Annotated in this window: 28 protein-coding genes and 1 tRNA gene; 11 read left to right on the top strand and 18 right to left on the bottom strand. The window is 61.6% G+C overall.

Going from position 1 to position 26216, the window contains the following annotated elements:
* Nucleotides 1–2 precede the first annotated feature (2 nt).
* Together PH603_RS03220 and PH603_RS03215 are read left to right on the top strand one after the other, a co-directional pair.
* Complete coding sequence (locus tag PH603_RS03220) at nucleotides 3–410, top strand: EVE domain-containing protein (protein ID WP_289504488.1); 408 nt, start codon at nucleotides 3–5, stop codon at nucleotides 408–410.
* A gap of 10 nt (nucleotides 411–420) precedes the next feature.
* Complete coding sequence (locus tag PH603_RS03215; RefSeq protein ID WP_289504487.1) at nucleotides 421–801, top strand: Rieske (2Fe-2S) protein; 381 nt, start codon at nucleotides 421–423, stop codon at nucleotides 799–801.
* Here the strand turns inward: PH603_RS03215 and PH603_RS03210 are convergent.
* The 5 genes from PH603_RS03210 to PH603_RS03190 all read right to left on the bottom strand — a co-directional run bounded on the left by PH603_RS03210 (nucleotide 798) and on the right by PH603_RS03190 (nucleotide 4357).
* On the bottom strand, nucleotides 798–1463 hold the full coding sequence (locus PH603_RS03210) for a hypothetical protein (RefSeq protein WP_289504486.1): 666 nt from the start codon (nucleotides 1461–1463) through the stop codon (nucleotides 798–800). The two genes, PH603_RS03215 and PH603_RS03210, sit on opposite strands and share 4 nt — an antisense overlap.
* A 100-nt stretch (nucleotides 1464–1563) precedes the next feature.
* Nucleotides 1564–2106 (bottom strand): tetratricopeptide repeat protein, encoded by a 543-nt coding sequence (locus tag PH603_RS03205; RefSeq protein WP_289504485.1) that lies wholly within the window; start codon nucleotides 2104–2106, stop codon nucleotides 1564–1566.
* Nucleotides 2107–2195: 89 nt separating this feature from the next.
* Complete coding sequence (locus PH603_RS03200) at nucleotides 2196–2732, bottom strand: SixA phosphatase family protein (RefSeq protein WP_289504484.1); 537 nt, start codon at nucleotides 2730–2732, stop codon at nucleotides 2196–2198.
* 103 nt (nucleotides 2733–2835) lie between these two features.
* A complete protein-coding gene (locus PH603_RS03195; RefSeq protein ID WP_289504483.1) occupies nucleotides 2836–3654 on the bottom strand; it encodes a class I SAM-dependent methyltransferase in 819 nt (272 codons plus the stop codon).
* A 22-nt stretch (nucleotides 3655–3676) separates the two neighbouring features.
* On the bottom strand, nucleotides 3677–4357 hold the full coding sequence (locus PH603_RS03190) for a glutathione S-transferase family protein (RefSeq protein WP_289504482.1): 681 nt from the start codon (nucleotides 4355–4357) through the stop codon (nucleotides 3677–3679).
* 109 nt (nucleotides 4358–4466) lie between these two features.
* On the opposite strand from PH603_RS03190, the gene PH603_RS03185 reads away from it, so the two are divergent.
* A complete protein-coding gene (locus tag PH603_RS03185) occupies nucleotides 4467–6800 on the top strand; it encodes a hybrid sensor histidine kinase/response regulator (RefSeq protein ID WP_289504481.1) in 2334 nt (777 codons plus the stop codon).
* 8 nt (nucleotides 6801–6808) lie between these two features.
* On the opposite strand, the gene acs is transcribed toward PH603_RS03185, so the two are convergent.
* On the bottom strand, nucleotides 6809–8755 hold the full coding sequence (gene acs, locus PH603_RS03180; protein WP_289504480.1) for an acetate--CoA ligase: 1947 nt from the start codon (nucleotides 8753–8755) through the stop codon (nucleotides 6809–6811).
* A gap of 122 nt (nucleotides 8756–8877) precedes the next feature.
* Here acs and PH603_RS03175 point away from each other — a divergent pair, with 122 nt between their 5' ends.
* Nucleotides 8878–9765, top strand: coding sequence for a DMT family transporter (locus PH603_RS03175; protein ID WP_289504479.1), 888 nt, complete (start codon nucleotides 8878–8880; stop codon nucleotides 9763–9765).
* Between the two features lie 4 nt (nucleotides 9766–9769).
* Here PH603_RS03175 and PH603_RS03170 read toward each other — a convergent pair whose 3' ends face one another.
* The 6 genes from PH603_RS03170 to PH603_RS03145 all read right to left on the bottom strand — a co-directional run bounded on the left by PH603_RS03170 (nucleotide 9770) and on the right by PH603_RS03145 (nucleotide 16328).
* On the bottom strand, nucleotides 9770–10795 hold the full coding sequence (locus PH603_RS03170) for a methyltransferase domain-containing protein (RefSeq protein WP_289504478.1): 1026 nt from the start codon (nucleotides 10793–10795) through the stop codon (nucleotides 9770–9772).
* 145 nt (nucleotides 10796–10940) lie between these two features.
* Nucleotides 10941–13325 (bottom strand): phenylalanine--tRNA ligase subunit beta, encoded by a 2385-nt coding sequence (gene pheT / locus PH603_RS03165; RefSeq protein ID WP_289504477.1) that lies wholly within the window; start codon nucleotides 13323–13325, stop codon nucleotides 10941–10943.
* Nucleotides 13322–14401, bottom strand: coding sequence for a phenylalanine--tRNA ligase subunit alpha (gene pheS, locus PH603_RS03160; protein ID WP_289504476.1), 1080 nt, complete (start codon nucleotides 14399–14401; stop codon nucleotides 13322–13324). Before pheS ends, pheT begins: the two co-directional genes overlap by 4 nt.
* Nucleotides 14402–14557: 156 nt before the next feature.
* The gene (gene rplT, locus PH603_RS03155; protein ID WP_289504475.1) at nucleotides 14558–14917 is read right to left on the bottom strand and encodes a 50S ribosomal protein L20; all 360 of its coding nucleotides are present in this window, start codon (nucleotides 14915–14917) and stop codon (nucleotides 14558–14560) included.
* A 20-nt stretch (nucleotides 14918–14937) separates the two neighbouring features.
* Nucleotides 14938–15141, bottom strand: coding sequence for a 50S ribosomal protein L35 (gene rpmI, locus PH603_RS03150; protein WP_289504474.1), 204 nt, complete (start codon nucleotides 15139–15141; stop codon nucleotides 14938–14940).
* A gap of 152 nt (nucleotides 15142–15293) precedes the next feature.
* Entirely contained in the window at nucleotides 15294–16328 is a 1035-nt protein-coding gene (locus tag PH603_RS03145; protein ID WP_289504473.1) for a DUF5700 domain-containing putative Zn-dependent protease, read from the bottom strand.
* Nucleotides 16329–16523: 195 nt separating this feature from the next.
* Between PH603_RS03145 and PH603_RS03140 the strand changes: the two genes are divergently transcribed.
* From PH603_RS03140 to PH603_RS03130, 3 genes are all read left to right on the top strand, one after another.
* Nucleotides 16524–17390, top strand: a complete 867-nt coding sequence (locus PH603_RS03140; RefSeq protein WP_289504472.1) for a TraB/GumN family protein — start codon at nucleotides 16524–16526, stop codon at nucleotides 17388–17390.
* A gap of 61 nt (nucleotides 17391–17451) precedes the next feature.
* Entirely contained in the window at nucleotides 17452–17991 is a 540-nt protein-coding gene (locus PH603_RS03135) for a hypothetical protein (RefSeq protein ID WP_289504471.1), read from the top strand.
* Nucleotides 17988–18401 carry a DUF3052 domain-containing protein gene (locus PH603_RS03130; RefSeq protein ID WP_289504470.1) on the top strand — a complete coding sequence of 138 codons (414 nt, stop codon included), beginning with the start codon at nucleotides 17988–17990 and terminating at the stop codon, nucleotides 18399–18401. Before PH603_RS03135 ends, PH603_RS03130 begins: the two co-directional genes overlap by 4 nt.
* On the opposite strand, the gene pyrF is transcribed toward PH603_RS03130, so the two are convergent.
* The 5 genes from pyrF to cmk form a co-directional block, all read right to left on the bottom strand.
* The gene (gene pyrF, locus PH603_RS03125) at nucleotides 18398–19120 is read right to left on the bottom strand and encodes an orotidine-5'-phosphate decarboxylase (RefSeq protein WP_289504469.1); all 723 of its coding nucleotides are present in this window, start codon (nucleotides 19118–19120) and stop codon (nucleotides 18398–18400) included. The genes PH603_RS03130 and pyrF overlap by 4 nt on opposite strands.
* A gap of 78 nt (nucleotides 19121–19198) precedes the next feature.
* Nucleotides 19199–19558: a lipopolysaccharide assembly protein LapA domain-containing protein gene (locus PH603_RS03120; RefSeq protein WP_289504468.1), complete on the bottom strand. Its 360-nt coding sequence runs from the start codon at nucleotides 19556–19558 to the stop codon at nucleotides 19199–19201.
* Nucleotides 19559–19577: 19 nt separating this feature from the next.
* Nucleotides 19578–19856 (bottom strand): integration host factor subunit beta, encoded by a 279-nt coding sequence (locus PH603_RS03115; RefSeq protein ID WP_289504467.1) that lies wholly within the window; start codon nucleotides 19854–19856, stop codon nucleotides 19578–19580.
* A gap of 277 nt (nucleotides 19857–20133) precedes the next feature.
* Nucleotides 20134–21828, bottom strand: coding sequence for a 30S ribosomal protein S1 (rpsA, locus tag PH603_RS03110; RefSeq protein WP_289504466.1), 1695 nt, complete (start codon nucleotides 21826–21828; stop codon nucleotides 20134–20136).
* Between the two features lie 197 nt (nucleotides 21829–22025).
* The gene (gene cmk / locus PH603_RS03105; protein ID WP_289504465.1) at nucleotides 22026–22697 is read right to left on the bottom strand and encodes a (d)CMP kinase; all 672 of its coding nucleotides are present in this window, start codon (nucleotides 22695–22697) and stop codon (nucleotides 22026–22028) included.
* A 218-nt stretch (nucleotides 22698–22915) separates the two neighbouring features.
* On the opposite strand from cmk, the gene PH603_RS03100 reads away from it, so the two are divergent.
* Entirely contained in the window at nucleotides 22916–23308 is a 393-nt protein-coding gene (locus PH603_RS03100) for a VOC family protein (RefSeq protein WP_289504464.1), read from the top strand.
* Here the strand turns inward: PH603_RS03100 and aroA are convergent.
* Nucleotides 23305–24654: a 3-phosphoshikimate 1-carboxyvinyltransferase gene (gene aroA / locus PH603_RS03095; protein WP_289504463.1), complete on the bottom strand. Its 1350-nt coding sequence runs from the start codon at nucleotides 24652–24654 to the stop codon at nucleotides 23305–23307. The two genes, PH603_RS03100 and aroA, sit on opposite strands and share 4 nt — an antisense overlap.
* A gap of 124 nt (nucleotides 24655–24778) precedes the next feature.
* On the opposite strand from aroA, the gene PH603_RS03090 reads away from it, so the two are divergent.
* From PH603_RS03090 to PH603_RS03080, 3 genes are all read left to right on the top strand, one after another.
* Entirely contained in the window at nucleotides 24779–25114 is a 336-nt protein-coding gene (locus PH603_RS03090; protein ID WP_289504462.1) for a TIGR02300 family protein, read from the top strand.
* 125 nt (nucleotides 25115–25239) lie between these two features.
* A tRNA-Ala gene (locus PH603_RS03085) sits at nucleotides 25240–25315 on the top strand.
* Between the two features lie 185 nt (nucleotides 25316–25500).
* Entirely contained in the window at nucleotides 25501–26184 is a 684-nt protein-coding gene (locus PH603_RS03080; RefSeq protein ID WP_289504461.1) for a GntR family transcriptional regulator, read from the top strand.
* Nucleotides 26185–26216 lie beyond the last annotated feature (32 nt).

Genomic DNA, 26216 nt, shown 5'->3' with positions numbered 1-26216 from the left:
CCATGAGCTGGTGGCTGGTCAAAACCGAACCCGAGGAATGGTCCTTCGACGATCAGGCGAAGGCAGGCCCAAGCCCGTGGACAGGCGTGCGCAACTTTCAGGCCCAGAAGCATATGGCGGCGATGGCGGAAGGCGACGATGTATTCTTCTATCATACCGGCAAGGAAAAGGCCGTTGTCGGCACGGCCCGCGTCGCCAAAGGGCCGTACGGCGACCCCGAGGACGAAAAAGGCCGTTTCGTGCTCGTTGATATGGAAGCCGGCACCCGGTTCAAAACGCCGCTGACGCTTGCCGCCATCAAGGCCGATGCGCGGTTCGAGCATCTGGCGCTTGTCAAACAGTCGCGTCTTTCGGTGATGCCCATTGACGACGCCGCGGCTGCGCTTTTCCTGAAGCTTGGCGGGCTTTGAGGCAGTTCCCTTGAGCCCGCTTCCCGCGCTTTATCTGGATGATCTGCCGGGCGGGCCGCCGCCGGGCACGCTGCTTGCCGTCATCGCCGACCTGCCGGCCCATGGCGGCAAAGATATCAGCTTCAGGGAAGACCAGTTTCTGGTCCGCGTCTTCGTGCAGAAAGTCGGCGATGTGATCGGCGTTTACGAGAACCGCTGCCCGCACGCCGGCACGCCGCTCAATCTTTTTGACGATCGTTTCATGGACCTTACGGGCGCGCATCTCATCTGCCGCACCCACGGCGCCCGCTTCCGTATCGAGGACGGCTATTGCACGCTCGGCCCCTGCAAGGGCCAGTCGCTGCGCCCCGTCGCCCACGAGATCAGGGACGGCGGGGTTTACACGGTCTAAATCATCACCGTGCCGGAATTGCGCTGCTGGGCAGGGGTCGGCTGGACGCTGCCGCCGCGCTTGTCGATGGAAACGACCCGCCAATAGGTCTGGCGACCGTCTTCGCGCATCACGGATTTGAGGACCATCGAAAGCTCGGGCGAGAAATAGAGCGTGTTGAGCTTGGTCTTGGCGTCGCGGCCATCGCCGTAGCGGCTGGTGACTTCCACCACGAAAACGGGGTAAGAGCCCGACGGCAGGTCGACCGTGCGTTCATCCGTCACCACCATATGCACCCACACGTCGATGGCGTTGCCCTGGTCGATAAGCTTCAGATTGCCGCCGAACGAGGTTTCGTTGCCGACCTTCAGGGGGAAAAGGCGCTCAAGGAGCGCGTCATCGAAATCAAGTTCGAACTGGTAGCCATATTCGGTGCCGCTGACGGGATAAAGGCCGCGGTAAAGATTGCGCGCCGCCATCAGTTCGCCGCGCCACTGGAATTCGGTGGTAACCAGCTTGTCCTGCACGCGGGTAACAACAGCAACCAGCTCCTGCCCGTGGCGGCTGATCATTGCGCGGGTGCCGACCTCGGCATTGGGGCCGGCGGCCGGGCGTGCGGGAACGTCGCAAGCGGCAAGCGCCAGCGCCATCACCATTCCGGCAATCCGAGAAACCCTTTTCAACCGCACGGCTCCGCCCTGATCGACCTGTTCCTCATAACACCTTGCGCGGCAAGGGGTAAAGTCCGGGCGCGACGAGCCGTGAGGAAAGTGCTGTGAACCGTCACAAATAGCGCTGGGCCGGCGTCAGGCGGACATCCGCGTTGCCACCTTTGGCATTCTCGCGCAGTTCCACGATCAACATGTTCCGGACGATAATCTCTGCCTCAGGCGCGATATCGAGCCCGCGCTCATATTCAGCACGCGCCTTTGCGAAGTCACCCTGCTCCAGGAAGATGTTGCCGCGGTTGTTGTAGAAGCGCCAGTTGTTGGGGCGCAGCCGGATTGCCCGGTCGCATTCCACCATCGCTTCACTCCAGCGTTCTTCCATGATGAAGGAAACGCACATGCCATTGTGGGCAAGCGAGCGCTGCCTGTCGTTCAGATTGGACCGGAGCGCGGTGCGATAATAGTCCCGGGCGCTTTCGCTGTTGCCAAGCGTAACGGCTTCGTTCCCCTTGGTCAGAAGCGACGATGGCGCCAGCACCACGTCAATGACATGGGCCGAAACCGGCATGGAAAGACCGGCCCAAACCATGGCTGCCGCGAGGACGCCCGAAACCCTTGAAAGCCGCGTGCGGCTGATTGGTGATTCGAAGATGCTCATATCAACCCTCCACTCTCAACCCCCACTAAACGCCAGTATAACAGATTTCGGAGCAAGGCGTTAGGGCAGACGGCGCGGCTGATCGATGGTTATAGTGCGCCGCGATCAGCAACCGGGCTGAGGTCTGCCGGACGGACAAGCCGGGTGAGCAGCGAATGGGCGGGTGCCAGCCTGTGCCAGGGCACCTTCGTCTCAAACCCGGCGAGGGTCGCGGTCGGATATTTTTCGCGGAGGCGGTACAGAAGCTCGTGCGGTGCACGGCCCGCGAGGCGCCTTGCTGTTTCCTCTAGCCCCGGATTGTGGCCCACGATCATCAGGGTCTTCACCCCGTCAGGCACGGCATGGATGGCGGCAAAGATGGTGATCGGGTCGGCAAGATACAGGGCATCGTCATACTGGACCGCCCAGTTGGCGCCGGCGGCGTCCATCACCCGGTCGATCGTCTGACGGGTGCGCACCGCCGACGATACCAGCACCAGATCGGGCACGATCCCCTCATCCTTCAGATAGCGGCCCATCATGTCGGCAGCGGCCTGACCGCGCGCATTGATTGGCCTGTCGAAATCCGCAAGGCTCGCATCGCCCCAGTCGGATTTGGCGTGTCTCAGAAGAAAAAGGTTTCCCATCCCGTCCCTCGCTTGTGCGACCCCGTCCGCCGCTTCCCGCATCATGCCCCAAAAAGCAACAGGGCGGCAATCGCCGCCCTGCGAATCCGATGGGGATTCTGCTTTAGCCGACCTTCACGAACTTCAGCGTCATGCGGTCGGATTCGCCGATGGCATCGCGGGCCGCCTTTTCCTCGTCGGTATCAGCGCCGTTATAGTTGGGCGGCAGCGCCCAGACACCGGCCGGATATTCGTTCTTGTCACGCGGGTTGGCGTTGATCTCGCTCGCGGCTTCCAGCTTGAAACCATGCGATTCGATCACTTTGACAAGCTCGCTCTGCTTCCAGCGGCCCTGTTTGGTGGTCTCCTGCCAGTCGCCCGCGGCATCTTCCGCTGCGCGGTGCTGGACAACCGCCAGAACGCCGCCCGATTTCAACAGGCCGTGAACATCCTTCAGGGCTTCTTCCATGAAGCCGCGCCGCGCCCAGTTGTGCATGGCGCGCACCACCATCACCACGTCAACACTGCCGGGAGCTGTGACCGCTTCACCGCGCAGCGGGATAAAGCCTGCAACGGCCTTGTCGCCGTACATGTCCTTGGCGGCAGCAAACTTTTCGGGGTATTTGGCAAGACCAGCCGCATAGTTGCCGGCGTCTGCATAGACCGCAGGGTTATGCTCCAGTCCCACATAGCGGCCTTTTTCCTTCACAAGCGGCGCGAGGATACGGCTGTACCAGCCACCGCCCGGATTGACCTCGGCAACGGTCGAGGACGGCGTTACGCCAAAGAAGGCGAGCGTTTCAGCCGGATGGCGATCCGCGTCACGAACCTTCTCTTCAGCCGTACGCCACGGATTCTCGTTCACCGCCCATTCGACGCTCATATCAGTGGCCGACGCGGCGCCGGACAGCAGGAACGCTGCCGCAATCATCAGTTTTTTCATGTTCTTCCCCTTGTATTGACCGTCAGCGCTGCAGAATTGCCTGCGCCGACTTGGCAAATTTGTCCTGTTCCTCTTTGGCCTTCAGGTCAGCGCGCGGCGGGCGCTGGAACCCGCGCTGCACCGCCGGGCGGGTATCAATCGCGGCGATCCAGCGTTGCAGATGCTCCAGCCCGTCGACCGACACCCCGGCCCAGTCATGTACCTTCACCCACGGGAAGGTGGCGATATCGGCGATCGAATAGTCGCTGCCGGCCAGATAGTCGGCTTCCCCTAGCCGCGTGTTCAGCACTTCATACAGGCGGCGCGTTTCATTCTGGTAACGGTCGATAGCAACCGGGATTTTCTCCGGCATATAGCGGAAGAAGACGTTCGCCTGCCCCTGCATGGGGCCAACGCCGCCCATCTGGAACATCAGCCACTGGATGGCCGCCCAGCGCGCCGGGCCTTCGGGCGCTATCAACTTGCCATATTTGTCTGCAAGATAAAGAAGGATGGCGCCGGATTCGAAAATGGTCAGATCGCCGGCCTCATGGTCCACAATGGCCGGAATTCTGCCATTAGGATTGATTTTAAGGAACTCGGGACTCTTCTGTTCCTTCGCGCTAAAATCGAGATGGCGCAACTCATAGTCGATACCCAATTCCTCGAGCGCAATCGAAACCTTGTGACCGTTCGGCGTTGCGGCTGTATAAAGCGTAATCATTCTCGTTCCTTGTATCCTCGCGTTCGGCTTGACACGATAGGTGCAGAGACTGCTTTTTGTTAAACAATTTGGCATCATATCCTCGTGAACAGACAGGCGATTTCGGTTTATGGATGACAGTGTGACGATAAAAAACCGGCACGGTACGATCGCCTATATCCTTGTCAGCCTCCTGATGATCCTGGCGGTGCTGGTGGCTGAAACCGTGCTGCGCGCCAAAATGCACGAACGCACGCTTGCCACCATTGAAGCCACGCTTGCCCAGACCGAGGACGGGGTGGAACGCTGGTACAGCGAACAGGAACGCAACCTCGTCAATATCTCCACCCTCGCCGCCATCCGCCAGCCGGTCCGCACGCTTCTGCAGATCAAGGCAGACGCCGAAGAGGGTGCCGACCTCGCCATGCAACTGGCCGAAGCACCCGAACAGCGCGCCTTGCGCGTGCAGCTTTCACCGTGGCTGTCGATCTACGGTTACAGCGGCTTCCAGGTGCTGGCGCCGGATGGCACCGGCATCGCCTCGCTCGACCGCGGGCTTCTGGGCGTCACCAGCCCGGTGACAGACCGCCTGCCGGGGCTGATCGCCCGGGCGCTGACTGGCGCGACAACTGTGACGCATCCCCTGCATCATGACGGCGAAATGGTCGATCTGGACGGGCGGGTCAAACAGAATGTCGATTATATCCTCGGCATCGCCCCGATCTTTGACGATGACCTGAGCGTGGTGGCCATCCTCTTGGCCCGGATCGATCCCGCACAGGATTTCCTGCCGCTGTTCGCCGCCGGTGCGCAGGGGCCGGCGCTTCACAATTATGCCTTCGACGCCAGCGGCATGATCCTCAACGATCCCGCCATCGATTCGCTTGGCAGCCATCAGGGCACGTCCTTGGGGGCGCGGATCAACTGGCAGCGCATGACCGAACCCGCGAGCGGCAAGGCCGGCGAGAAGCCGAAGCTGACCCGCATGGCGGAAAGCGCGCTCGGCGGGGTCAGTGCCTATAGCATGACACCTTACACGGACATTCGGGGCGAGAGGGTGATCGGTGCCTGGACATGGAACCACGGCCTCGGCATGGGGCTTGGCACCGAAGTGGATGCCGCAAGCGCCTTCGAAGGGCTTGATTTCGCCGTCGCGATGATCCGGGCACTTGCCGCCGCCAGCCTCACCTTCCTTCTGGGCCTCATGTATTTCAACACCCGCGCCTCGAACCGCGCGGCCGAGCAGGAACATCACCTGAAGATCGCACGCGACCGGGCCGAGGCCGCAAACCATGCGAAATCGGTGTTTCTCTCGTCCATGAGCCACGAACTTCGCACCCCGCTCAATGCCGTGCTCGGCTTCGGGCAGCTGGTGCGCGAGGCCCGGCAGATCAGGAACGACCGCGAGCTTTCGGAGCAGGTCGATTACATCATCAAGAGCGGCGAGCATCTCCTGTCGCTTCTGAACGAGGTGCTCGAATATGCCAAGCTTGACGTTGGCGAACTGTCGATCTCGCCGCAGCAGGTGCCGGTCGCCACGCTTGTTGAAGACAGCCTCGCCATGGTTGGCGATTTTGCCCGCCGGGCCGACATAAATATCGTCGTCGAAACCGATATGAAGTCCCTGCCACCCATCTGGACCGATCCGACGCGTGCCCGGCAGGTGATGACCAATATCCTGTCAAACGCGGTGAAATATAACCGTGTCGGCGGCCAGATTTTCGTGCTCGCCCGCATGGAGGACGACCGGCTTTATGTCGAGATCCGCGATACCGGCCGTGGCATCGATCCGCAGCGGATCGACGAGCTTTGGGAACCTTTCAACCGCCTAGGCGCCGAACAGACCGGCATCGAAGGCTCGGGCATCGGCCTCGCCTTCTCCAAAAAGGTGATCGAGCAGATGAAGGGCCGGATCGGGGTCACGAGTGTGCCCGGCGTCGGCAGCACCTTCTGGTTCACCCTGCCGCTGGCCCGTGAAGCCGCCGTACCGGTCCGCGCCGCAGCGCCTGCCGGCGTATGGCTCGATCCGCTCGTCCTCAAGGGCAAGACCGTCCTTTATGTGGAAGACATGATCCTCAACCAGCGGATCATGGAGCGCATCTTTGCCAATTTCCCCGAGTGCTCGTTGATCTTCGCCAACACGTCGGGCGAAGGGCTGGACCTTTTGCGTGGCCGCCGGGTCGATCTCATTCTTCTCGATATCAACCTGCCCGATTTCTCCGGCTTCGAATTCAATCGCCGCCGCCATGAGGAAGGCCTCGCCCCCGGCGTGCCGGTGATCGCCATCACCGCCGATGCCTCGGCGGAGATGGAGAAGTCGGTGAAAGAAGCCGGGATGAACGGCTATATCTCGAAGCCGATCAAGCTGTCGCTTCTCTCGGCCACCATCAGCAAGGCGCTGACAGGCGGGGCGGCCAAATCGACGGGCAAACCGGCGCCGCCAGCTGCCCGTGAGATGATCTGAGGCGACCCTTAGCCCTTGTTGGGTGTCACCCGGTTGGCGATCAGGTCGTCAACCACGCCCGGGTCCGCGAGCGTCGAGGTATCGCCAAGGTTCGACACGTCATTTTCGGCAATCTTCCGAAGGATACGGCGCATGATCTTGCCCGAACGCGTCTTCGGCAGGCCGGGCGCGAACTGGATGACATCGGGCGTTGCCACCGGGCCGATCTCCTGCCGCACCCACTGGACAAGCGCTTTCCGCAGCTCCTCGCTGGGCTCAGTGCCCACGGGCGGGGTGACATAGGCATAGATGCCCTGCCCCTTGATATCGTGCGGGAAGCCGACAACCGCCGCTTCGCTGACACAGGTGTGGGCCACAAGCGCCGATTCGATCTCCGCCGTGCCCAGACGGTGGCCTGAAACGTTCAGCACGTCATCCACCCGGCCCGTGATCCAGTAATAGCCGTCCGCATCGCGGCGGCAGCCGTCGCCGGTGAAATAGAGCCCCTTGTAGGTGGAGAAATAGGTCTGGATGAAGCGGTCATGATCGCCGTAAACCGTGCGCGCCTGCCCCGGCCAGCTGTCCTTGATCACAAGGTTGCCGGACGTCGCCCCTTCGAGGAACTTGCCGTCACCGTCCACAAGGGCAGGCTGCACGCCGAAGAAAGGTTTCGAGGCCGAGCCCGGTTTCAGGTCGGTCGCCCCCGGCAGAGGCGAGATCATCACGCCGCCGGTTTCGGTTTGCCACCATGTATCGACGATCGGGCAGCGTTCCTCGCCCACGGTGCGATAATACCAGAGCCACGCTTCGGGGTTGATGGGCTCACCCACCGACCCCAGGAGCCGCACGCTGGAGCGGTCGTATTTCGTCACGAAGTCATCGCCAAGGCGTTCCAGCGCGCGTATGGCCGTCGGCGCCGTGTAGAAGATATTCACCTTGTGGCGCTCGATCACATCCCAGAAGCGACCGGCATCGGGCCATGTCGGGATGCCTTCAAACATCAGGGTCGTCGCGCCCATCGCAAGCGGGCCATAGACGATATAACTGTGGCCGGTCACCCAGCCCACATCGGCCGTGCACCAGAAGAGCTCGCCTGGCTTGTAGTCGAAAACATAGTCGAAGGTCATCGAAGCCCAGACCATATAGCCGCCTGTGGTGTGCAGCACGCCCTTCGGTTTGCCCGTGGAGCCTGAGGTATAAAGGATGAAAAGCGGGTCTTCGGCGCTCATCTCGGCGGGCGGGCAGGTTGCGTCCACCTTTTTGGCTTCGACATGATACCAGACATCACGGCCCTCGACCCAGCCGATCTCGCCGCCGGTATGCCTGACGACGAGCACATTCCGGACACCCGAAACCTTGCCGAGCGCCTTATCGACATTCGATTTCAGCGGCACATGCTTGCCGCCGCGCACGCCCTCGTCCGCCGTGATCACGAAGGTCGACCGGCAATCCTCGATCCGGCCAGCGAGCGCATCGGGCGAGAAGCCGCCGAAGACCACGGAATGCACAGCGCCGATCCGCGCGCAGGCGAGCATCGCGAAGGCCGCCTCGGGGATCATCGGCATATAGATGGTGACCCGGTCCCCCTTCGTCACGCCGTGCTTTTTCATCACATTGGCAAAGCGGCAGACCTCGTCATGCAGGTCCTGATAGCTGATCCGGCGCACGTCGCCCGGCGTGTCGGCTTCCCACAGAATCGCGGTATCGCTGGCGCGCGATGGCAGGTGGCGGTCGATGCAGTTGACCGACGCGTTCAGCGTGCCGTCCTCGTACCAGCGGATCGAAACCTGCCCCTCGAAGCTCGTGTGCTTGGCGCGGCTGTAAGGCTTCACCCAGTCGATACGCTTGCCTTCCTCGAACCAGAAGGCTTCCGGGTCGTCGACCGACGCCTTGTAACGCGCTTCATAGTCTTCGGCCGTGCAGCGGGTGACGGCGCGCGCGGCTGGCTTCACCGGAATGACAAGTTCTTCACTCATGGGGGGTCCCTCTTCCTCTACGGGCGCCGATCATGGACGTACGCCACCCGACTTTCAAGGCTTGCGGATGTTCATACTGCCGTGATACCGGCGTGTTTGTTTGGTCTCGGGGAACTGCCTGTATGGATAGCGCGAACAATCTCGACCGCAAAGCTTTTTTGGCGCTGATTGCAGGGGCGGTCGCCATCGGCACGGCGCCCATCTGGATGCGCTATTCAACCGTCACCCCGGCCTCCGCCGCCTTCTGGCGCATGGCGCTGGCATTGCCCGCTGCCCTCCTCTGGGGGTTCGCCACCGGCGGCGTGGCGGCAGTGCGACAGGCCGTGCAGGATACGCTGCGCTATTTCGGCCCGCTGCTTCTGGTTGGCCTTTGGCTCGCCATCGATCTCGGCTTCTGGCACTGGTCGGTGCAGAAGACGACGGTGGCGAACGCAACGCTCCTCGCCAACCTTGCCGTGGTCTTCACCTCGCTTGGGGGTTTCCTGTTCTTTGGCGAGCGCTTCGGGCGGCGCTTCCTCGGTGGCCTCACCCTTTGCCTTGCCGGCATGGGGATGCTCGTCGGCCAGAATGCCGAGCTCAACCCCGCCTATATCACGGGTGATCTCCTCGGCATCGCGGCGGCTGTTGGCTATGCGGGCTATATCCTTTCAACCTCGCGGATCCGGACGCGCATTTCCACGCTCGCCGTGATGATCGGGACAAGCGTGACGACCTGCCTGTTCCTTTTCCCGCTTGCGATGATGGAAGACGGCGCCACGTGGCCGACGGGCCTTGCCGCCTGGTGGCCGCTTGTCGGCCTCGCCGTCGTCACGCACGTTCTGGGGCAGGGGCTGATCGTTTACGGGCTTGCCCATGTGCGGGCAGCGGTCGGGGCGGCAACATTGCTGATCCAGCCTGTTGTTGCGGCACTCCTTGCCTTCATTCTGTTCGGGGAAGCCCTCGGCGCCCTGCAGGGTATCGGCGCACTCGCCATCTTTGCCGGCATCTATCTGGCCAGAACGGCCAGATAGTTCCCTACCAGTCGGACATCATCGACGGTCCGCCAGCCTTCTTGTTCGCCACGATCCGCCACAGGCGCATGTCGCCGGATTCCAGAAGCGACTTGCGGCGGGTCCAGTATTCGGCCTCGCGCATCAGCACCTGAATAAGGCGGGCGCCATCATCAAGCTTGGCCAGCTTCGCGGCAACTTCATCCGCACCGGCCCAGGCCTTGTTGATCATTTCCACATACTGGGCGGTGATATCTTCGGACACCCGCACCTGCATGCGCACATTCTTCAGCTTGGCCTCAAGCTCCTTCGGCGTGACCATATAGGGTGTGGAGCGTTCAGCCACCTTCCATTCGCGGAAGTTTTCCTTGGCGACGACCGAATCCTCGGCAATCACATAATCGGTGATAAGGAACAGGCCGCCCGGCTTCAGCTTGTCTTCCACATGGGCGATAAGGGCATCCTTGTCCTCGACCGTGTATAGCGCTTCCTTGGCCATCGCCCGGTCAAACTTGCGGTCGAAGCCCTGAAACTCGCTGTTCGGAACATAATGCTCGACAGCGGCCTTGCGCTCCATGCCGGCCATCTTTGACAGTTCCTTGGCCTTGGCTGCCAGATGCTCGTCTTCTTCATAGCCCGTCACCCATACGCCGAACTTGTCGGCAAGCACGCGGGCAGGCCCGCCAAGGCCGGCAGACAGAAACAGCATGGACATTTCAGGCGACAGCGCGAGAAGCTTCGACAGCGCGACGATATAGTCGGGCCCGCCGGGGCCGCAATATCCCTCGCCCCAGATATACTGGGCGATATTGATGCGGTCGGCTGCATTCTGGACAGGGTCGATTTCCTCGACCGTCGTGGCAAGAGCGGCAGGCTTCGGTGCTTCTGCAGGCTTTTTCGGTGCAGGCGGCGCAGCGGGCGGCGCGTCTTCCGGCGGCAGGCTGGCAAGATAACGCTTTTCAAGCTCAGCAGGGTCATAGCCCTCCCACCAAGCTTTCAAACGCCATTTTAGCGGCAGTTTCGTTTTCGAACCCTTCGCCTTCTCAGCCACGTTTTACTTCCGCACACACGGGAGCGACCGTCGCCGGCGCCCCCCGCAACCGTTCCCCATGCACCATAAGAAAACGGATCGGGGCCATAATGCAAGCCCCGATCGATGCAGGTTATTGGAAACGGCGGGAAATTCCCGATATGGGTCAGGTCCGGAGCCGCGCGCCCACCGCTTTTTCAGCTGCCGCGATGATCTTGGCGCCAATCGCCTCGATTGCCTTGTCCGAGAAAGTCTCGTCCTTCGGCTCCAGCGCCACGCTGATCGCCACCGATTTCTCGCCCTCGGGCACGCCCTTGCCTTCGTAAAGGTCAAACACGCCCACATCGGTGATGAAGACCTTGTCGGCACCCTTCACGGCTTTCACAAGGTCGGCCACCGGCTTGTCGGCTGCCATCAGGAAGGCGAAATCGCGCGACACGGGCTGCAGGTTCGAAATCTCCAGCGCGCCTTTGCCCGGCCCAGCCTTTTTCGGCGTCGGCACGCGGTCAAGATAGACCTCGAAACCAACCGCCGGGCCGTCCACATCCAGTTCCTTCAGGACACGCGGATGCAGTTCACCGAACGCGGCCAGAACCGTTTTGGGCCCAAGGCGCAGGGTGCCCGAGCGGCCCGGATGGTACCAGGGCGCGCTTTCGGTGAAGACCTGCAGGTTGGCGACCGGCGCACCGACGGCTTCAAGCGCCGCGATGGCGTCAGCCTTGGCGTCGAACACGTCAACGGCCTTGGCTTTCACCGCCCAGTGACGAGCCCCCGTTTGGCCCGTGCGCACGCCGCCGGCAACCAGAAGCTGGCCGGCGTCCTCGGCGTTTTCGTAGACCGGGCCAACCTCAAACAGCGCCACAGCCTCGACCCCGCGGTCGCGATTGCGCTGCGCCGCCTTCAGGAGGTTCGGCAGCACGCTCGGGCGCATGCAATCGAGCTCGGAGCTGATCGGGTTATCAACGATGAGATCATCGCCGCCACCGCCGAAATGCACCGCGTGCTCGCGCTTCATGAAGCTCCAGGTAACCGCCTCGTATAGGCCTTCACCGGCCAGCCGACGCTTGGCCGCACGAGCGCGCTTCTGACGGTCGGACAGCGTGGTGCCGGCCTTGTGGTCGGTCGCGGGCAGCTGTGCCGACGGGATATTGTCGTAGCCGACGATCCTGAGCACTTCCTCGACGATATCGGCCTCGCCTTCCACGTCACGCCGCCACGAAGGCACACGGACGGTGAAGGGGTCGTTGCCTTCCACCTGGAAGCCAAGCTTTTCGAGGATCGAGAGGCTCTGGTTCACGGGCACATCGAGCCCGCCAAGCGACGCCACACGGCCCGAGCGGAAAGGCACAGTGCGGTCGAACACCGGCAGGGTGCCATCCACAAACGGCTTCGAAGCCTCGCCGCCGCAGAAATCGAGGATCATCTGCACGGCGATTTTCGCCCCGTCTTCCATGAAGTGCGCATCAAGGCCGCGCTCGGCGCGGTAGCGCGCATCGGTGAACACATTGTGGGCGCGGCCGGTGAGGGCCGCCCGGATCGGCTCGAAATAGCCGATTTCAAGGATCACGTCGGTCGTCGTTTCGCTGACACCGCTGGCGTCGCCGCCGATGATGCCGGCAAAGCCGAGAACACCCTTGTCGTCCGCGATCACCGCCTCGCCGCCTTCAGCGGTGTAGGTAGCGTCATTGAGCGCGAGGAAGCTTTCGCCCTTCTCGGCCGCGCGGGTGACGATGGTGCCGGTGACTTTCGCAGCGTCATAGACGTGCAGCGGGCGGCCGAAATCGTAGGAGATATAGTTGGTGATATCGACAAGCGCCGAGATGGGCCGCAGGCCAATGGCCTTCAGGCGTTTCTGAACCCAGGCCGGGCTCGCGCCGTTCTTCACGCCCTTGACATAATAGCCGATGTAATAGGGCGTGCCGTCGCCCTTCACCGCAACCTGCACGGGGCTTTCAAAGCCGCCGGCAATCGCCGGTACCTTGTAAGGCTTCAGCGTGCCGAGGCCGGCAGCGGCCAGATCGCGGGCGATGCCATGGATGCCGAGGCAATCCTGACGGTTCGGCGTGATGGCGATCTCGATAACCGGGTCATTGAGGCCGGCATAATCCACATAGGTGGCACCAACGGGTGCGTCAGCGGGCAGGTCGATGATGCCGTAGCTGTCGTCGCCAAGTTCCAGCTCGGCGGACGAGCACATCATGCCGTTCGATTCCACACCGCGCACCTTGCGGAGAGCGAGCGTCACATCAAGGCCGGGCACATAGTCGCCGGGGCGGCCGAGCACAGCCTTCATGCCGGTACGCGCGTTGGGCGCACCGCAAACGACCGTGATGGTTTCCGTGCCGGTGTTGACCGTGCAAACACGCAGCTTGTCGGCGTCCGGATGCGGCACGGCCTCGATCACTTCGGCAACCTTGAAGGCGCCAAGTTTTTCAGCCGGGTTTTCAACGCCTTCGACCTCAAGGCCGATGGCATTCAGGGTTTTCAGGATCTCGTCGAGGCTCGCCGACGTTTCAAGGTGATCCTTCAGCCAGGAAAGGGTGAATTTCATTGGGAGAGCCCTCCTGCAAGCGTCGGCATGGCGAGCGTGCGGAAACCATAATGTTTGAGCCAGCGCAGATCGGCATCGAAGAAGGCGCGAAGGTCATTCATGCCGTATTTCAGCATGGCCAGACGGTCGATCCCGCAGCCGAAGGCGAAGCCCTGATATTTGGCGGGGTCGAGGTTGCAGGCCTCGAGCACCTTCGGGTGCACCATGCCGGAGCCGAGAATTTCGAGCCAGTCGTTGCCGTCGCCGATTTTCACGGTGCCGCCATCGAACGAGCATTGCACATCCACTTCCATCGAGGGTTCGGTGAAGGGGAAATAGCTGGGGCGCAGGCGCAGGGTCACTGCGTCCACCTCGAAGAAAGCCTTCAGGAAGGCTTCGAGCGTGCCTTTGAGGTGCCCGAGATGCGTGTCGGTGTCGATCACAAGGCCTTCGACCTGATGGAACATCGGCGTGTGGGTCGCATCCGAATCAGAACGATACGTACGGCCGGGCGCAATGATGCGGATCGGCGGCTGTTTCGACAGCATCGTGCGGATCTGCACCGGGCTCGTGTGCGTGCGCAGGACCTTGCGCTCGCCGTTTTCGTCCGGCTTCAGATAGAAGGTATCGTGCATCTGCCGGGCGGGGTGCGTTTCCGGGATATTGAGCGCGGTGAAATTGTGGAAGTCGCTTTCGAGATCGGGGCCTTCCGCGACATCGAAACCGAGGTTCGCGAAAATCTCGGCAATCTCGTCCATCACCTGACTGATCGGATGGATGGTGCCTTGCGGGCGGCCCATCACAGGGAGCGACACGTCCACGCGTTCACCAGCGAGACGGGCATCCATGGCCGCACCCTCAAGGGCGTCCTTCTTGGTGCCGATCAGGTCGCCAACGAGGTCCTTCAGGCCATTGAGCGCCGGGCCCATGACCTGACGTTCCTCGGGGCTCATGCCGCCCAGATTCTTCATGAGGCCAGACACGCTGCCCTTCTTGCCAAGGGCCGCGACCCGTACTTCCTCGAGCGCGCCGAGGTCTCCTGCCGCTTCGATGGCGGCGGTGAGCTCGGTTTTCAGCCGATCGATCTCGCTCTGCATCCTGTCCCCGCAAAATTGGTGGGTGAAAATCGGTGGTCGGCGATCTATAGCCGCTGACCGTGGGCGAATAAAGCCCGGACAAGCAAAAGGGGCCAGACATGACGCCCGGCCCCCTCTGATTTCCTCTGCGTAGCGCGGCTAGTGCGCGCCAGCGCCTTACTTGGTGAGGGCAGCCTTGGCCTGATTCACCAGCGCTTCAAACGCAGTCGGCTCATGGATCGCGAGGTCCGAGAGAACCTTGCGGTCGAGCTCGACACCAGCGAGCTGCAGGCCGTGCATGAACTGGCCGTAGGGCAGGCCGAGAGCGCGGGCACCGGCGTTGATACGCTGGATCCACAGGGCGCGGAAGTTACGCTTGCGAGCCTTGCGGTCGCGGTAAGCGTACTGACCGGCTTTCTCTACTGCCTGACGGGCAACCTTGATCGTATTCTTGCGACGACCACGGTAACCTTTGGCGGCTTCAAGAACTTTTTTGTGACGTGCGTGGGACGTCAAACCACGAGTAACGCGTGCCATTTATACTTCTCCTGACCTTCTTATTTCAGACCGTAAGGAATGAACTGGCGAACGATGTTCGCATCGCATTCCGCGAGGATGGTGGTGCCGCGCTGGTTACGGATCTGCTTGTTGGTGCGCTTGATCATGCCGTGCTGTTTGCCGGCTTGCGTAGCGCGGACCTTGCCAGTGGCGGTCGTGGAGAAGCGCTTTTTCACGCTCGATTTAGTTTTCATCTTGGGCATTTGCTGTCCTCACTTTTCAGTTCAGGTTTCGCTTCTGAAGCCCCACGGCAGCCCATTTATCAGCCGGAAGCCTCGCTTTGAGAAGCGGCCTTATAGACTCGAGAGAACCCGAATGCAAGGGGATTCAGGCGTTTTGGGGCACCCCGGGGCCATCAGGAACGACAGGCCTCGAACCTGAGCTTCGCATCCCGGGTATCGCTCAGCCGGTTTGCCGCAGCCATCATCGTGCTACCCATGGGCTCGGTCCCTTCTCCGGGCGCCTTCGCCACCGCCTGCTGATAAGCCCTCACGAACTGCTCAGGCGGCTGTTTCATAACGCAAAGAAGAGCGGGACGGCCGTAGGCCGTTTCAATATGGCGCGCCATGCCTGCGCCCACATAGTAAAACGCCTGCCGGCCGATACCAGTCAGCCCGAGGAAGAACACATCCTTTGTCCGCCGCTCGATATCATCGCCGCCCATCAGGATATCTGCGCTGTCGCTGAAAAAGCGGGTGTTGAGCGAAAGCTGCGCGTAACCCGCCGCCGAAAACTGGTTCAGCGTGTCGGTCAGCGTCCCCTCGCCTGCCATTTCATGGCTGTTCGCCACATATTCCGCCGTGCCCTCGTGCAGTAGCCCTTTGAAAATGTAGGTGAAAGCCTGATCCCGCGTTTTCACCTCACCCATTTCAAGCGGTACCGGATAGAAAAACCTGTATTGGATGTCGTGATAAACCTCATGCGCGGACACCACCTTGGCGGCCGCATACTCACCCTCGGTATTTTCCTTCAGGCAGTTGAGCGCGAGGTAGAAATAGCCGCTTGTGGCAAACCCGCCGCACGGGTTGCCGACAACTGAAAGCACCAGATTGCCGGTGTAATCGAGGCCCGCCGGAACATAGGGACTTACCTTGTCCACTATATACGCGCCGATTTCGGCATCGCGCGCCTTGAAAAAATCAACCGCTGCCTGAAACTTGGCCTTCTCCTTCACCAGCGCTCCGAAACGGAAGAGATCCTTCTCCGGTACTTTGCAGTCGGACGCGTCCTTCAGTCCGGCGAGGAAAGAGTCCATATTGCGCAGCGGCTGGACTTCGGAATGGTGTTTGATCTGGCCCTGCAACACCGGCAAAGCCCTCAGATACGCCTCATCCACCGCTTTGCCGGAACAGACCATGTCCAGAAGATACTGGGCGTAGGAAGCATCCACATTCACCTTGACCGACTGGGCCTCTGCCGCACCCGCGACCAGAAAAAGGGCCGCACCGGCCCATATTTTTACATGATTGAACATCAAACTCCCCTCAACGCCGCATTCTTATCTGGCACAGCGCTTGCGATGATGGCTGCAGCGTAGAAGAATGTGAACCTGTGTGTCGCAGAATGCAGAAGAAAGTGTCCTGAAATGAACCTTTTCCGCCGTTTATCGCTGGTTTTCCTGATCATCTTTGCCGCCTTGCCCGTCCGGGCGGAAGGACCTGCCCTGTGGAAGATGGCGGATGAGGACACGACGATTTACCTGTTCGGCACGCTGCATCTGATCAAGAAGGGCACCAACTGGGTGACGCCGACGCTCACCGATGCGCTCGGGGCATCCAATGGCCTGATGCTGGAGCTCGCCCCCGACCAGATCGCCGCCGCCGGCCCGCTGATGGCTACTGCCGGCCGCCTGCCCGAGGGCGAAACACTGCGCAATGCCGTTGGCGAAGGCCTTTATAGCGATGTGATGCGAGTTTCGCGCACCCTTGGCCTGCCTGATGGTGCCTTCGATCAGGCCCGACCGTGGTTCACCAGCATGTCCCTGAGTGTCGTCACGCTTGTGCGGGCGGGCTATGACCCGAGCTCCGGCGCGGACAAATCCCTGGCTGACGAAGCCACCCGCCGCGGCATGCCTGTCGCCGGGCTTGAAACCGCGGCCTTTCAGGCAAGCCTCTTCGGGGAGCTGACGCCCGAAGAGGAACGCACCCTCCTTCTCGTCACCCTGCGCGACCTGAACGATGCCGAAGGCTATTTCGCGCGGATGGAAAAAGCGTGGGCAACCGGCGACACCGTAACCCTTGATGAAGTGCTGAACGAATCGATGGCAGAATCGCCCGAACTTGCCGACCGTATCCTCCATGACCGCAACCGCACATGGGCGGAGGCACTGGCGGGCCGCATGCAACGACCGGGCACCATCATGGTCGCTGTCGGCGCCGGGCACCTTGTCGGCAAGGAATCACTTGTTGAACTGCTGCAACAAAAAGGCTTCATGGTGCAGCGCGTCCAATAAGGTAGGCCTTCCGCCAGACCAGCAATCCGCGTATATTTGTAACGAGTTTGACAGGCCCATCATGCCGAAAAACCTGACCTTCCGCCCGCTTGATACAAGCAGCCTTTCTGTCCCGCGCCGCCGCCTGTGGGACCTCTGGCACAAGCATGACGGCGCGCCCGACCTTCTGGACATCCTCGCCGCCGACAAGGCGTTCGCCGCGAAATGCATGATCTTCAGCTTTGAAGAAGGCAACCTGTCTGCAAGCTTCGTCGGCGCCAACATCAAGGAGCGCGAGGCGACCGCAAGCGGTCTGCCAAAGGACTTCATTGAGGTGTATGTGGAAAGCCACCGCGATTTCATCCGCCAGATGTTTGCCAGGATGGCCGCCACGCCCTGTGGATCGGTCGGCTTTGTGGAACGACGCGTGGTCAGCGGCCAAACGCCGGTGCGCAGCCGGTATCTTTGCCTGCCTATCGTCGAGGCCGACAAGCCCGTTACCCGTTTCGTCAGCGTCGATAACGGCGTTACCTATGCCAAGGCGGCGGACATTCCGGCTGAAAAGGCCCTACCGACCGGCTTCACCCGGCTGACCGACGTGTCCTTGGTGAGGGTGCCGTGACGGCAACGGCGGGATATTCCGGCAAACCGCTTGCCGCGAAGCTCGGGCTGAGGTCCGGCATGCGCGCGGTGTTCGTGAACCCGCCCGACCACTATCCCGCCCTGATGGCCCCGATGCCGCAGCCAATTGAAGAAGCTGGCCTTGCCGCTGGCAATGCCGACTTCATCCATGCTTTCTATACCGAAAGGGCTGCCATACAGGCAGACCTGCCAAGCCTGATCGCCGCCATTAAACATGACGGCATGATCTGGCTGTCGTGGCCGAAGAAAGCCTCGAAAGTGTCGACCGACATTACTGAAGACACGATCCGCGCCGATGTTCTGCCCAAAGGCCTTGTGGACGTGAAAGTGTGCGCCGTCGATGCGGTCTGGTCCGGGCTGAAGCTGGTGATCCGGAAAGAGCTGCGTTAGAGCGACGCGGCAATTGCCTTGGCAGCGGCGGCGGGGTCGGCGGCTTCGGTGATCGGGCGGCCGATCACCAGCACACTGGCGCCCGCGTCCACCGCTTCTTTCGGGGTCATCACACGCTTCTGGTCGCCTACGGCACTGCCGGCGGGGCGGATGCCGGGCACCACAAGGGTGAAGTCCTCACGCGTGGCGGCGCGCACAAGGCGGATTTCTTTTGGGCTGCAGACGATACCGTCCACACCGCATTCGTCGGCCAAGGCCGCGAGCCGCACCACCTGATCATCGACCGCATGGTCGACGCCGATCGCATTGAGGTCGCGCCCGTCAAGGCTCGTCAGGATCGTCACCGCCACCACGACGGGGCGCTCGACCCCGAGGCGGGCGGCTTCCTCGGCGGCGGTTGCGGCGGCGCGGCGCATCATTTCCGGCCCGCCCTGCGTGTGGATCGTCAGGATCTTCGGGGCGAGGGGAGCGACAGCGCGGATCGCACCGGCCACCGTGTTCGGGATGTCGTGGAACTTCAGGTCCAGAAAGATCGGCATGCCGGTCTGGGCCACAGCCTTGAAGCCGTCCGCCCCCGTCGAGCAATAATATTCGAGGCCGAGCTTGATACCGCCGACCGTGCCTTTGAGTTTGGCGGCAAGGGCCGCTGCAGCGGCGGGGTCGGTGGTGTCGAGGGCACAGAAGATGCGTTCGGCTGGGGTCTTCGGCTCAAAAGGCATGGCGTGTCTCCTCGGTTCGCTCGTCCGCGTCCTATAGCGAAGGGCGGGCGGCACGACAAGAGCCAGACCGATTAGCCCTCAGCGCCGCACCGGTCCCGTCTGTCCAACCACGATGGCATTTTCGGTGGCGCTGCGCTCGGCATCCTGCGCGCGGGCAGTGAGGTCCGCCATCTCGCCTTCCAGCGATTTGGCCCGCCGTTCCGCCTTGCGCCGTGCCGTGAAGCCCTTGAGCCGGAGCCAGCTTGTCACCATCCCGGCGACAGCAAGGCCGATGAAGATGCCGACAAACAGCACGAGCCACAGCGGCATCGTGACGGTGAAGGGGAAGGGCTCGAACGCAATCGTCACCGGCGCGCGGTTGTTGATCGCGAAAAAGACCAAGAGAACAGCAAGGATGCCCCAGAAAAGGCGTCGCAGCAGTGCAATGAAGGCGGTCACGTCAGGGTCCGGCCGGGAGTTACTTGTTCAGCCGCTCGCGCAGGTCCTTGCCCGTCTTGAAATAGGGCACGCGCTTTTCGGCCACGTCCACCTGATCGCCGGTACGCGGGTTGCGCCCGGTGCGGGCTGGCCGCTCCTTTACCGAGAAAGCCCCGAAGCCGCGGAGTTCGACCCGGTCGCCCCGCGCAAGCGCTGACGTGATTTCATCGAAAATCGTGGACACGATGCGCTCGACATCGCGGTGGTAGAGGTGAGGATTCGCCTCGGCGATCTTGGCAATCAACTCGGACTTAATCATTCAGAACCTCCCTTGGGCCCCGGGCGTCAACCCGGTGGCGGACGCCTGCCCTTGCAGCAACGGCGATCTTCGGCAACGGACTCAGTCACGACCTTGGCCCAAGCGTGCCATCCAAAGTGCCTATCGTCAAGATAAGCCTTTCATATGACAGGACTTTCCGATCATCAGGCCCAAAATGTGCTGAAAAGGCGCTTCCCGGCACCCCACAAAAAGGCAAAAGGCCGCCCCGCGCGGTGCGGGACGGCCTTTCGTGATGGCTTGATCAGCCGGTCGGGGCTTATTCGCCCGACTTGGCTTTCTCGAGGGCGGCACCCAGGATATCGCCGAGCGAAGCACCGCTGTCAGCCGAACCATATTGTTCGACGGCAGCTTTCTCTTCTGCGACTTCCAGAGCCTTGATCGAGAGATTGACTTTGCGGCTCGAACGGTCGGTGCCGGTGATCATGGCGTCGACCTTGTCACCAACAGCGAAACGCTCGGGGCGCTGGTCGCCACGGTCACGGGCGAGATCGCCGCGACGGATGAACGAAGTCATGCCGGTATCGCCAACTTCAACCTCGATGCCGTTCTCGTTCACAACCTTGACAACGCAAGTGACGGTCTCGCCACGCTTGCGGTCTTTGACGTTGGCGAACGGATCACCCGAGAGTTGCTTGATGCCGAGGCTGATGCGCTCTTTCGAGACATCGACGTCGAGAACGACAGCTTTGACAACGTCGCCCTTCTTGAAGTCCTGGATGGCTTCTTCGCCCGAACGGTCCCAATCGAGGTCCGAAAGGTGAACCATGCCGTCCACGTCGCCGTCGAGGCCGATGAACAGACCGAACTCGGTGATGTTCTTGACTTCGCCTTCGATTTCGGTGCCGGCCGGGTATTTCGCCGAGAAGGCGTCCCACGGATTCTCGCCACACTGCTTGAGGCCGAGGCTGATGCGACGCTTCGAGGGATCAACCTCGAGGATCATCACGTCAACTTCCTGGCTGGTGGAGACGATCTTGCCCGGATGGACGTTCTTCTTCACCCAGCTCATTTCGGAAACGTGCACGAGGCCTTCAACACCGGCTTCGAGCTCAACGAACGCGCCGTAGTCGGTGATGTTGGTGACGGTGCCCTTGAACTTGGCATTGACCGGGTACTTGGCATCGATGCCATCCCACGGATCGTCCGCCAGTTGCTTCATGCCGAGGCTGATGCGCTGGGTTTCCGGGTTGATGCGGACAACCTGAACCTTCACGGTCTCACCGACAGTGAGAACTTCGCTCGGGTGGTTGACACGGCGCCAGCTGATGTCGGTGACATGCAGCAGGCCATCGATGCCGCCGAGGTCAACGAACGCACCGTAATCGGTGATGTTCTTGACCACGCCGTCAACGGTGTCGCCTTCCTTGAGCTTGCCAAGGAGTTCAGCACGCTGGCCAGCACGATCTTCTTCCATCACGGCGCGGCGCGACACAACGATGTTGCCACGGCGACGGTCCATTTTCAGGATCTGGAAGGGTTGCTTGATGTTCATCAGCGGGGTGATGTCGCGGATCGGACGGATGTCGACCTGGCTGCCCGGCAGGAATGCCACGGCGCCGTTGAGGTCCACGGTGAAGCCGCCTTTGACGCGACCGAAGATGACGCCGTTGACACGGGCATCGCCTTCGAACGATTTCTCGAGGGTTTCCCAGGCTTCTTCGCGGCGAGCCTTGTCACGCGACAGGATGGCTTCGCCAAGGGCGTTCTCGACGCGCTCGACAAACACTTCGACGTCATCGCCAACGGCGATTTCGGCCTGGGCGCCGGGAGCTGCGAATTCTTTCAGGGGAACGCGACCTTCGGCCTTGAGACCGATATCGATGATTGCGAAGTCGTTCTCGATCGAGACGACCTTGCCTTTGACGACCTGGCCGTCAAAGCCGCCTTCGGCGGGAAGGGTTTCATTCAGCATTGCCTCGAAATCGGCGAGGCTCGGGTTGAAGTTGCTCATATTTGGTCCTTTGTTCGGTTACCTGCCAACCGGTTGTGTCCGGCGGTCTTCCTGATCGTCGGTTTCCCCCCGGACAGGACCATCCTGCCGGCTCAGGGTACGATTCAGGCCTCAAACACCAAATGGGCCAGTCTCCGGCATCCACCGGAAACCACCCTCTCAGGTCATCGGAATTATTGGAGCCCGTCCGTCTCGCCTCAGGCGCCGTCTCTGGAGGACAGCTTGCCATCGATGAAGCTCTTGGCCCGTAAAAACACGGCGTCTATAGCCAAATTGGTCGTATCAAGCAAGAGCGCATCTTCGGCGGGCTTCAGGGGGGCGTCCTTGCGGCCCATGTCGCGGGCGTCGCGGGCCTTCACGTCTTCAAGAATGGCGGCATAGTCAGCGGCCTCGCCGCGACCCTCCATTTCAAGCGTGCGGCGGCGGGCGCGTTCCTCAGCGGAGGCCGTCACGAACAGCTTCACGGGCGCGTCGGGGCAGATCACCGTACCGACATCACGGCCATCGAGCACCGCGCCAGCCGTATCCCCCGGCGGATGCCCCGCAAACTGCCGCTGGAAATCGAGAAGCGCAGCGCGCACCCCCGGCACCGCCGCCACGCGGGAGGCCGCCCCGCCGGTTTCCTCGGCCCTCAGGCGCGGGTCGCCGATCAGGCCAAGATCAAGGCGGGCTGCGGTTTCCGTGGCTTTCTGGGCGTCATCAAGATCGCTGCCCTCGATGATCATCTGCAGGCCGACGGCGCGGTAAAGCGACCCGGTATCAAGGAAGGCAAAGCCATAATGATCGGCCAGCCGGCGCGCGAGCGTACCCTTGCCCGCAGCGGCGGGGCCATCGATAGCGATCACAAAGGCAGCGTCAGAGGGCGGCATGGCGGTCCTTTCCGTTTCGCCTTCCATAAGCGGTCGCACGCGCGAACGCCAGCCCCTTGCGGCAAGCGCCCATCCACGTCACACTCCCTGTCCTGCTATCGGGGGATATCTGCATGGAGAAGCCGTTTCGGCCTTTGGTCGTTCTGCTGATTGGATTTATTGGCCTTCTGGCCATCACGATCGGCGCCCTGCGCGCCGACGAGACAGGAAAGCAAGGGATGATTCGCTCCGCCACACCTGTGCTGCCGGTTGACCGGGTAGAGGCTTCTGCGGCCTTTTTCGCCAAGGTCGGCTTCGCGGAAACGGTGAGCGTGCCCGAAGGCGACCACAAGGGCTTCGTGATCCTGCAACAGGGCCCCACGCAGCTGATGTTCCAGACCCGTGAAAGCCTGATCGGCGATTCGGACGTCTTCAAGGAAGGCGCTGAAGCCGGCAGCCCGGTGCTTCTGTTCATCGAAGTCGATAATATCGACAGCATCGAGGCAGCCCTCGCCGGTGAACCGGTGGTGATGGAAAAGCGCGAAACCTTCTACGGCGCCACCGAGATCGGCTACCGCGAGCCCGGCGGCCACATCGTCACCTTCGCCCAGTTCAAGGAAGGCGGGGCCTAGGCCTCGAGCCCTGCCCCCAGCCCCTTCATCATTTCAATGAAGACCGGGAAACTCGTGCGGATGGCGCGGGCGTCATCGATGGTCACGGGCTTGTCGGCACGCTGGCCAAGAATGGCAAAGCTCATGGCGATGCGGTGATCAAGATGGGTTTCGACCGTGCCGCCACCCGGCACATTGCCACCGCAGCCCTTGATGATGATGCCATCGTCGAATTCTTCGACCTCCACACCGTTGGCCTTCAGGCCTGCAGCCATGGCGGCAAGGCGGTCTGATTCTTTCACGCGCAGCTCGTGCAATCCGTCGAACCGGCTGTCGCCCTCGGCGACCGCAGCGGCGGCGAACAGCACCGGGAATTCGTCGATCATCGTGGACGGGTCAACCGACAGGCCCTGAACCCCTTTAAGGCGGGCCGCACGCACCCGCAGGTCACCGACCGGCTCACCGCCAAGCACGCGTTCATTCTCGACCGTGATATCGGCGCCCATCTCGCGCAGGGCGAAGATGATGCCGGTGCGCAGGGGATTGAGCCCCACATTGCGGATCAGCACGTCCGAGCCCGGCACGATGGAGGCCGCGACCATCGGGAAGGCGGACGAAGAAATATCGCCCGGCACTTCCATATGGATGGGGCTGAGTTCGGGCTGGCCGACGAGTTTCACCACGCGGCCTTCCGTCCCGTCTTCGACCCGGATATCGGCCCCCATGGAGGAGAGCATCCGTTCGGTATGATCCCGTGTTGCCACCTTTTCGCGCACGGTTGTGATGCCCGGGGTGTTGAGGCCGGCAAGAAGCACCGCCGATTTTACCTGCGCCGAGGCCATCGGGGTTGTGTAATCGATGGGAAGCGGCATGTCCGTCCCCTTGATCACCAGCGGCAGGCGCCCTCCTGTGCGGGCATGGACGCTGGCGCCCATGTCGGTCAGTGGATCGATCACCCGGCCCATCGGGCGTTTGCGCAAGCTCGCGTCGCCCGTCATCGTCACCTGGATCGGGTGCGTGGCGATCAGCCCCATGATAAGGCGCGTGGACGTGCCTGAATTGCCCATGTCGATCACGTCGTCGGGCTCCAGCAGGCCGCCGACACCGACACCGTCGATCTCCCACTCGCCTTCGCCCTTGCGGGTGACCGTGGCACCCATGGCGCGCATCGCGGCGGCGGTTGCCATCACGTCTTCGCCCTCCAGAAGGCCGCTTACCCGGCTTTTGCCGACGGCAAGCGCGCCGAGCATGATCGAGCGGTGCGAGACCGACTTGTCGCCCGGAATGCGGACGGCGCCTTCAAGGGCACGGCCGGGGGCGGAAACGAGGGGCTCAGGGGCAGCGTCGGGGAAGTGATGTGCAGACACGGGCAGACTTTCAGGCGGACTTTCGGGATGAGCACGAAAGGAATCTTTGACAGGCGCGGTGGATCATGGCAAGGGAAGCGCCGAAATCAAGCTTTAATGCGCTCAAGATAGAGTGGAGACAGCCGTGGCAAAACCCGAATGGGGTACAAAGCGCACCTGCCCGAAATGCGGCACGCGCTTCTACGACCTGCAAAAAGACGATCCGGCAACCTGCATCGATTGCGGCACCACATGGACGCCGGAACCGATTCTGAAAGCCAAGCAGCCGGTCATCATCGACAAGGCCGCCGCCGCCAAGGCAGCGCCGAAGGAAGATGACGAGACCGACAACGAAGACCTGCTCGACGACGATGACGACATCGATCTCGGCGGCGACGATGACGATATCGTAAGCCTCGACGACGATGACGACGATGAAGTGACCGGCATGGTCGATTCGTCACTTTCGGACGACGAATAATCGATATTCTTCAAGGGGTTGACATCAGCCTCAACCCCTTGAAAAAAACCCTTGCGCGGACCGAAGTCCCTGACTATAGTCCGCGCCGTTCCCGAGGCCGCAGCCCCGGGCATCCCATAGTCGACGGGGCTATAGCTCAGCTGGGAGAGCGCTTGCATGGCATGCAAGAGGTCAGCGGTTCGATCCCGCTTAGCTCCACCATGAAAAGACCCGCCCTAAAGGCGGGTCTTTTGCTTTTTGGGGACCAGATCGTATCAGGGTGAATTTCCGCCCGGATCTTCAGCGACGCTTTCCCTTGTCGTGTTCTTATCAAGTTAGTACTCTCGGGGTCGCCCTTCTGGTCATTCAGGGCAACCTATGAATTTGATTCTTGAGGATTGCTCGACATGAACGACCAAACCCGGATCAGTGAAGCTGGTGACGCCTATCAAGCGATCATGGATGCGATTGTCACGCAGCAGCTGGCGCCGAGCCAGAAGGTTTCGGAAAATCTGCTGAGTGACATGTTCGGCATCAGCCGCACGGTTGCCCGCACCCTGATCGAACGGCTGGTCAGCCAGCAATTCATGGTCAACCTGTCGCCGCGCATCACGATTGTGGCGCCGCTCACACTCCATGAGATCAAGCAGAATTTCACCCTGCGCAAGATGTTGCTGCCGTCGATCCTGTCCCTTGCCGCCGCCACAGCCGACTTCAAGCGGCTGGAAGAACTGAGCCACGAGATCGAAGCACTGTTGCGCCCGTCAACTGATGATGAAGCCCTTGCGCTGTTGAAAAAGAACAAGGAAATCAATATCGCCCTGTGCGAAAGCGTCGGCTTTCCGCTGATGCATGATTGGGTTCACCAGCTGGAGGACGGGGCCATGCGGATTTACTGGCTTTATCTCAAAAGGCTGAAAAGCATGCCCTACACTGCCGACCAGCATGTCATGGCGATCGAGGTGATGCGCTGCGACGAGCCGAGCCGCGTCCGGGCCATTGTCCATGATATCCTCAGCCAGGCCGAAGATCGCATCATGAACACCATCTTCTCCAGCCAGCAGTTTTCCGGCCAAGACCTCAAAATCTGAAGATCCGCTTTTCGGAAAATTTGCCAAACGAG

The sequence above is a fragment of the Gimibacter soli genome, assembly GCF_028463845.1.
GTDB classification, from domain to species: domain Bacteria; phylum Pseudomonadota; class Alphaproteobacteria; order Sphingomonadales; family Kordiimonadaceae; genus Gimibacter; species Gimibacter soli.
The sequence above is the reverse complement of the archived record's forward strand: the minus strand, read 5'-3'. Positions and strand labels throughout refer to the sequence as shown.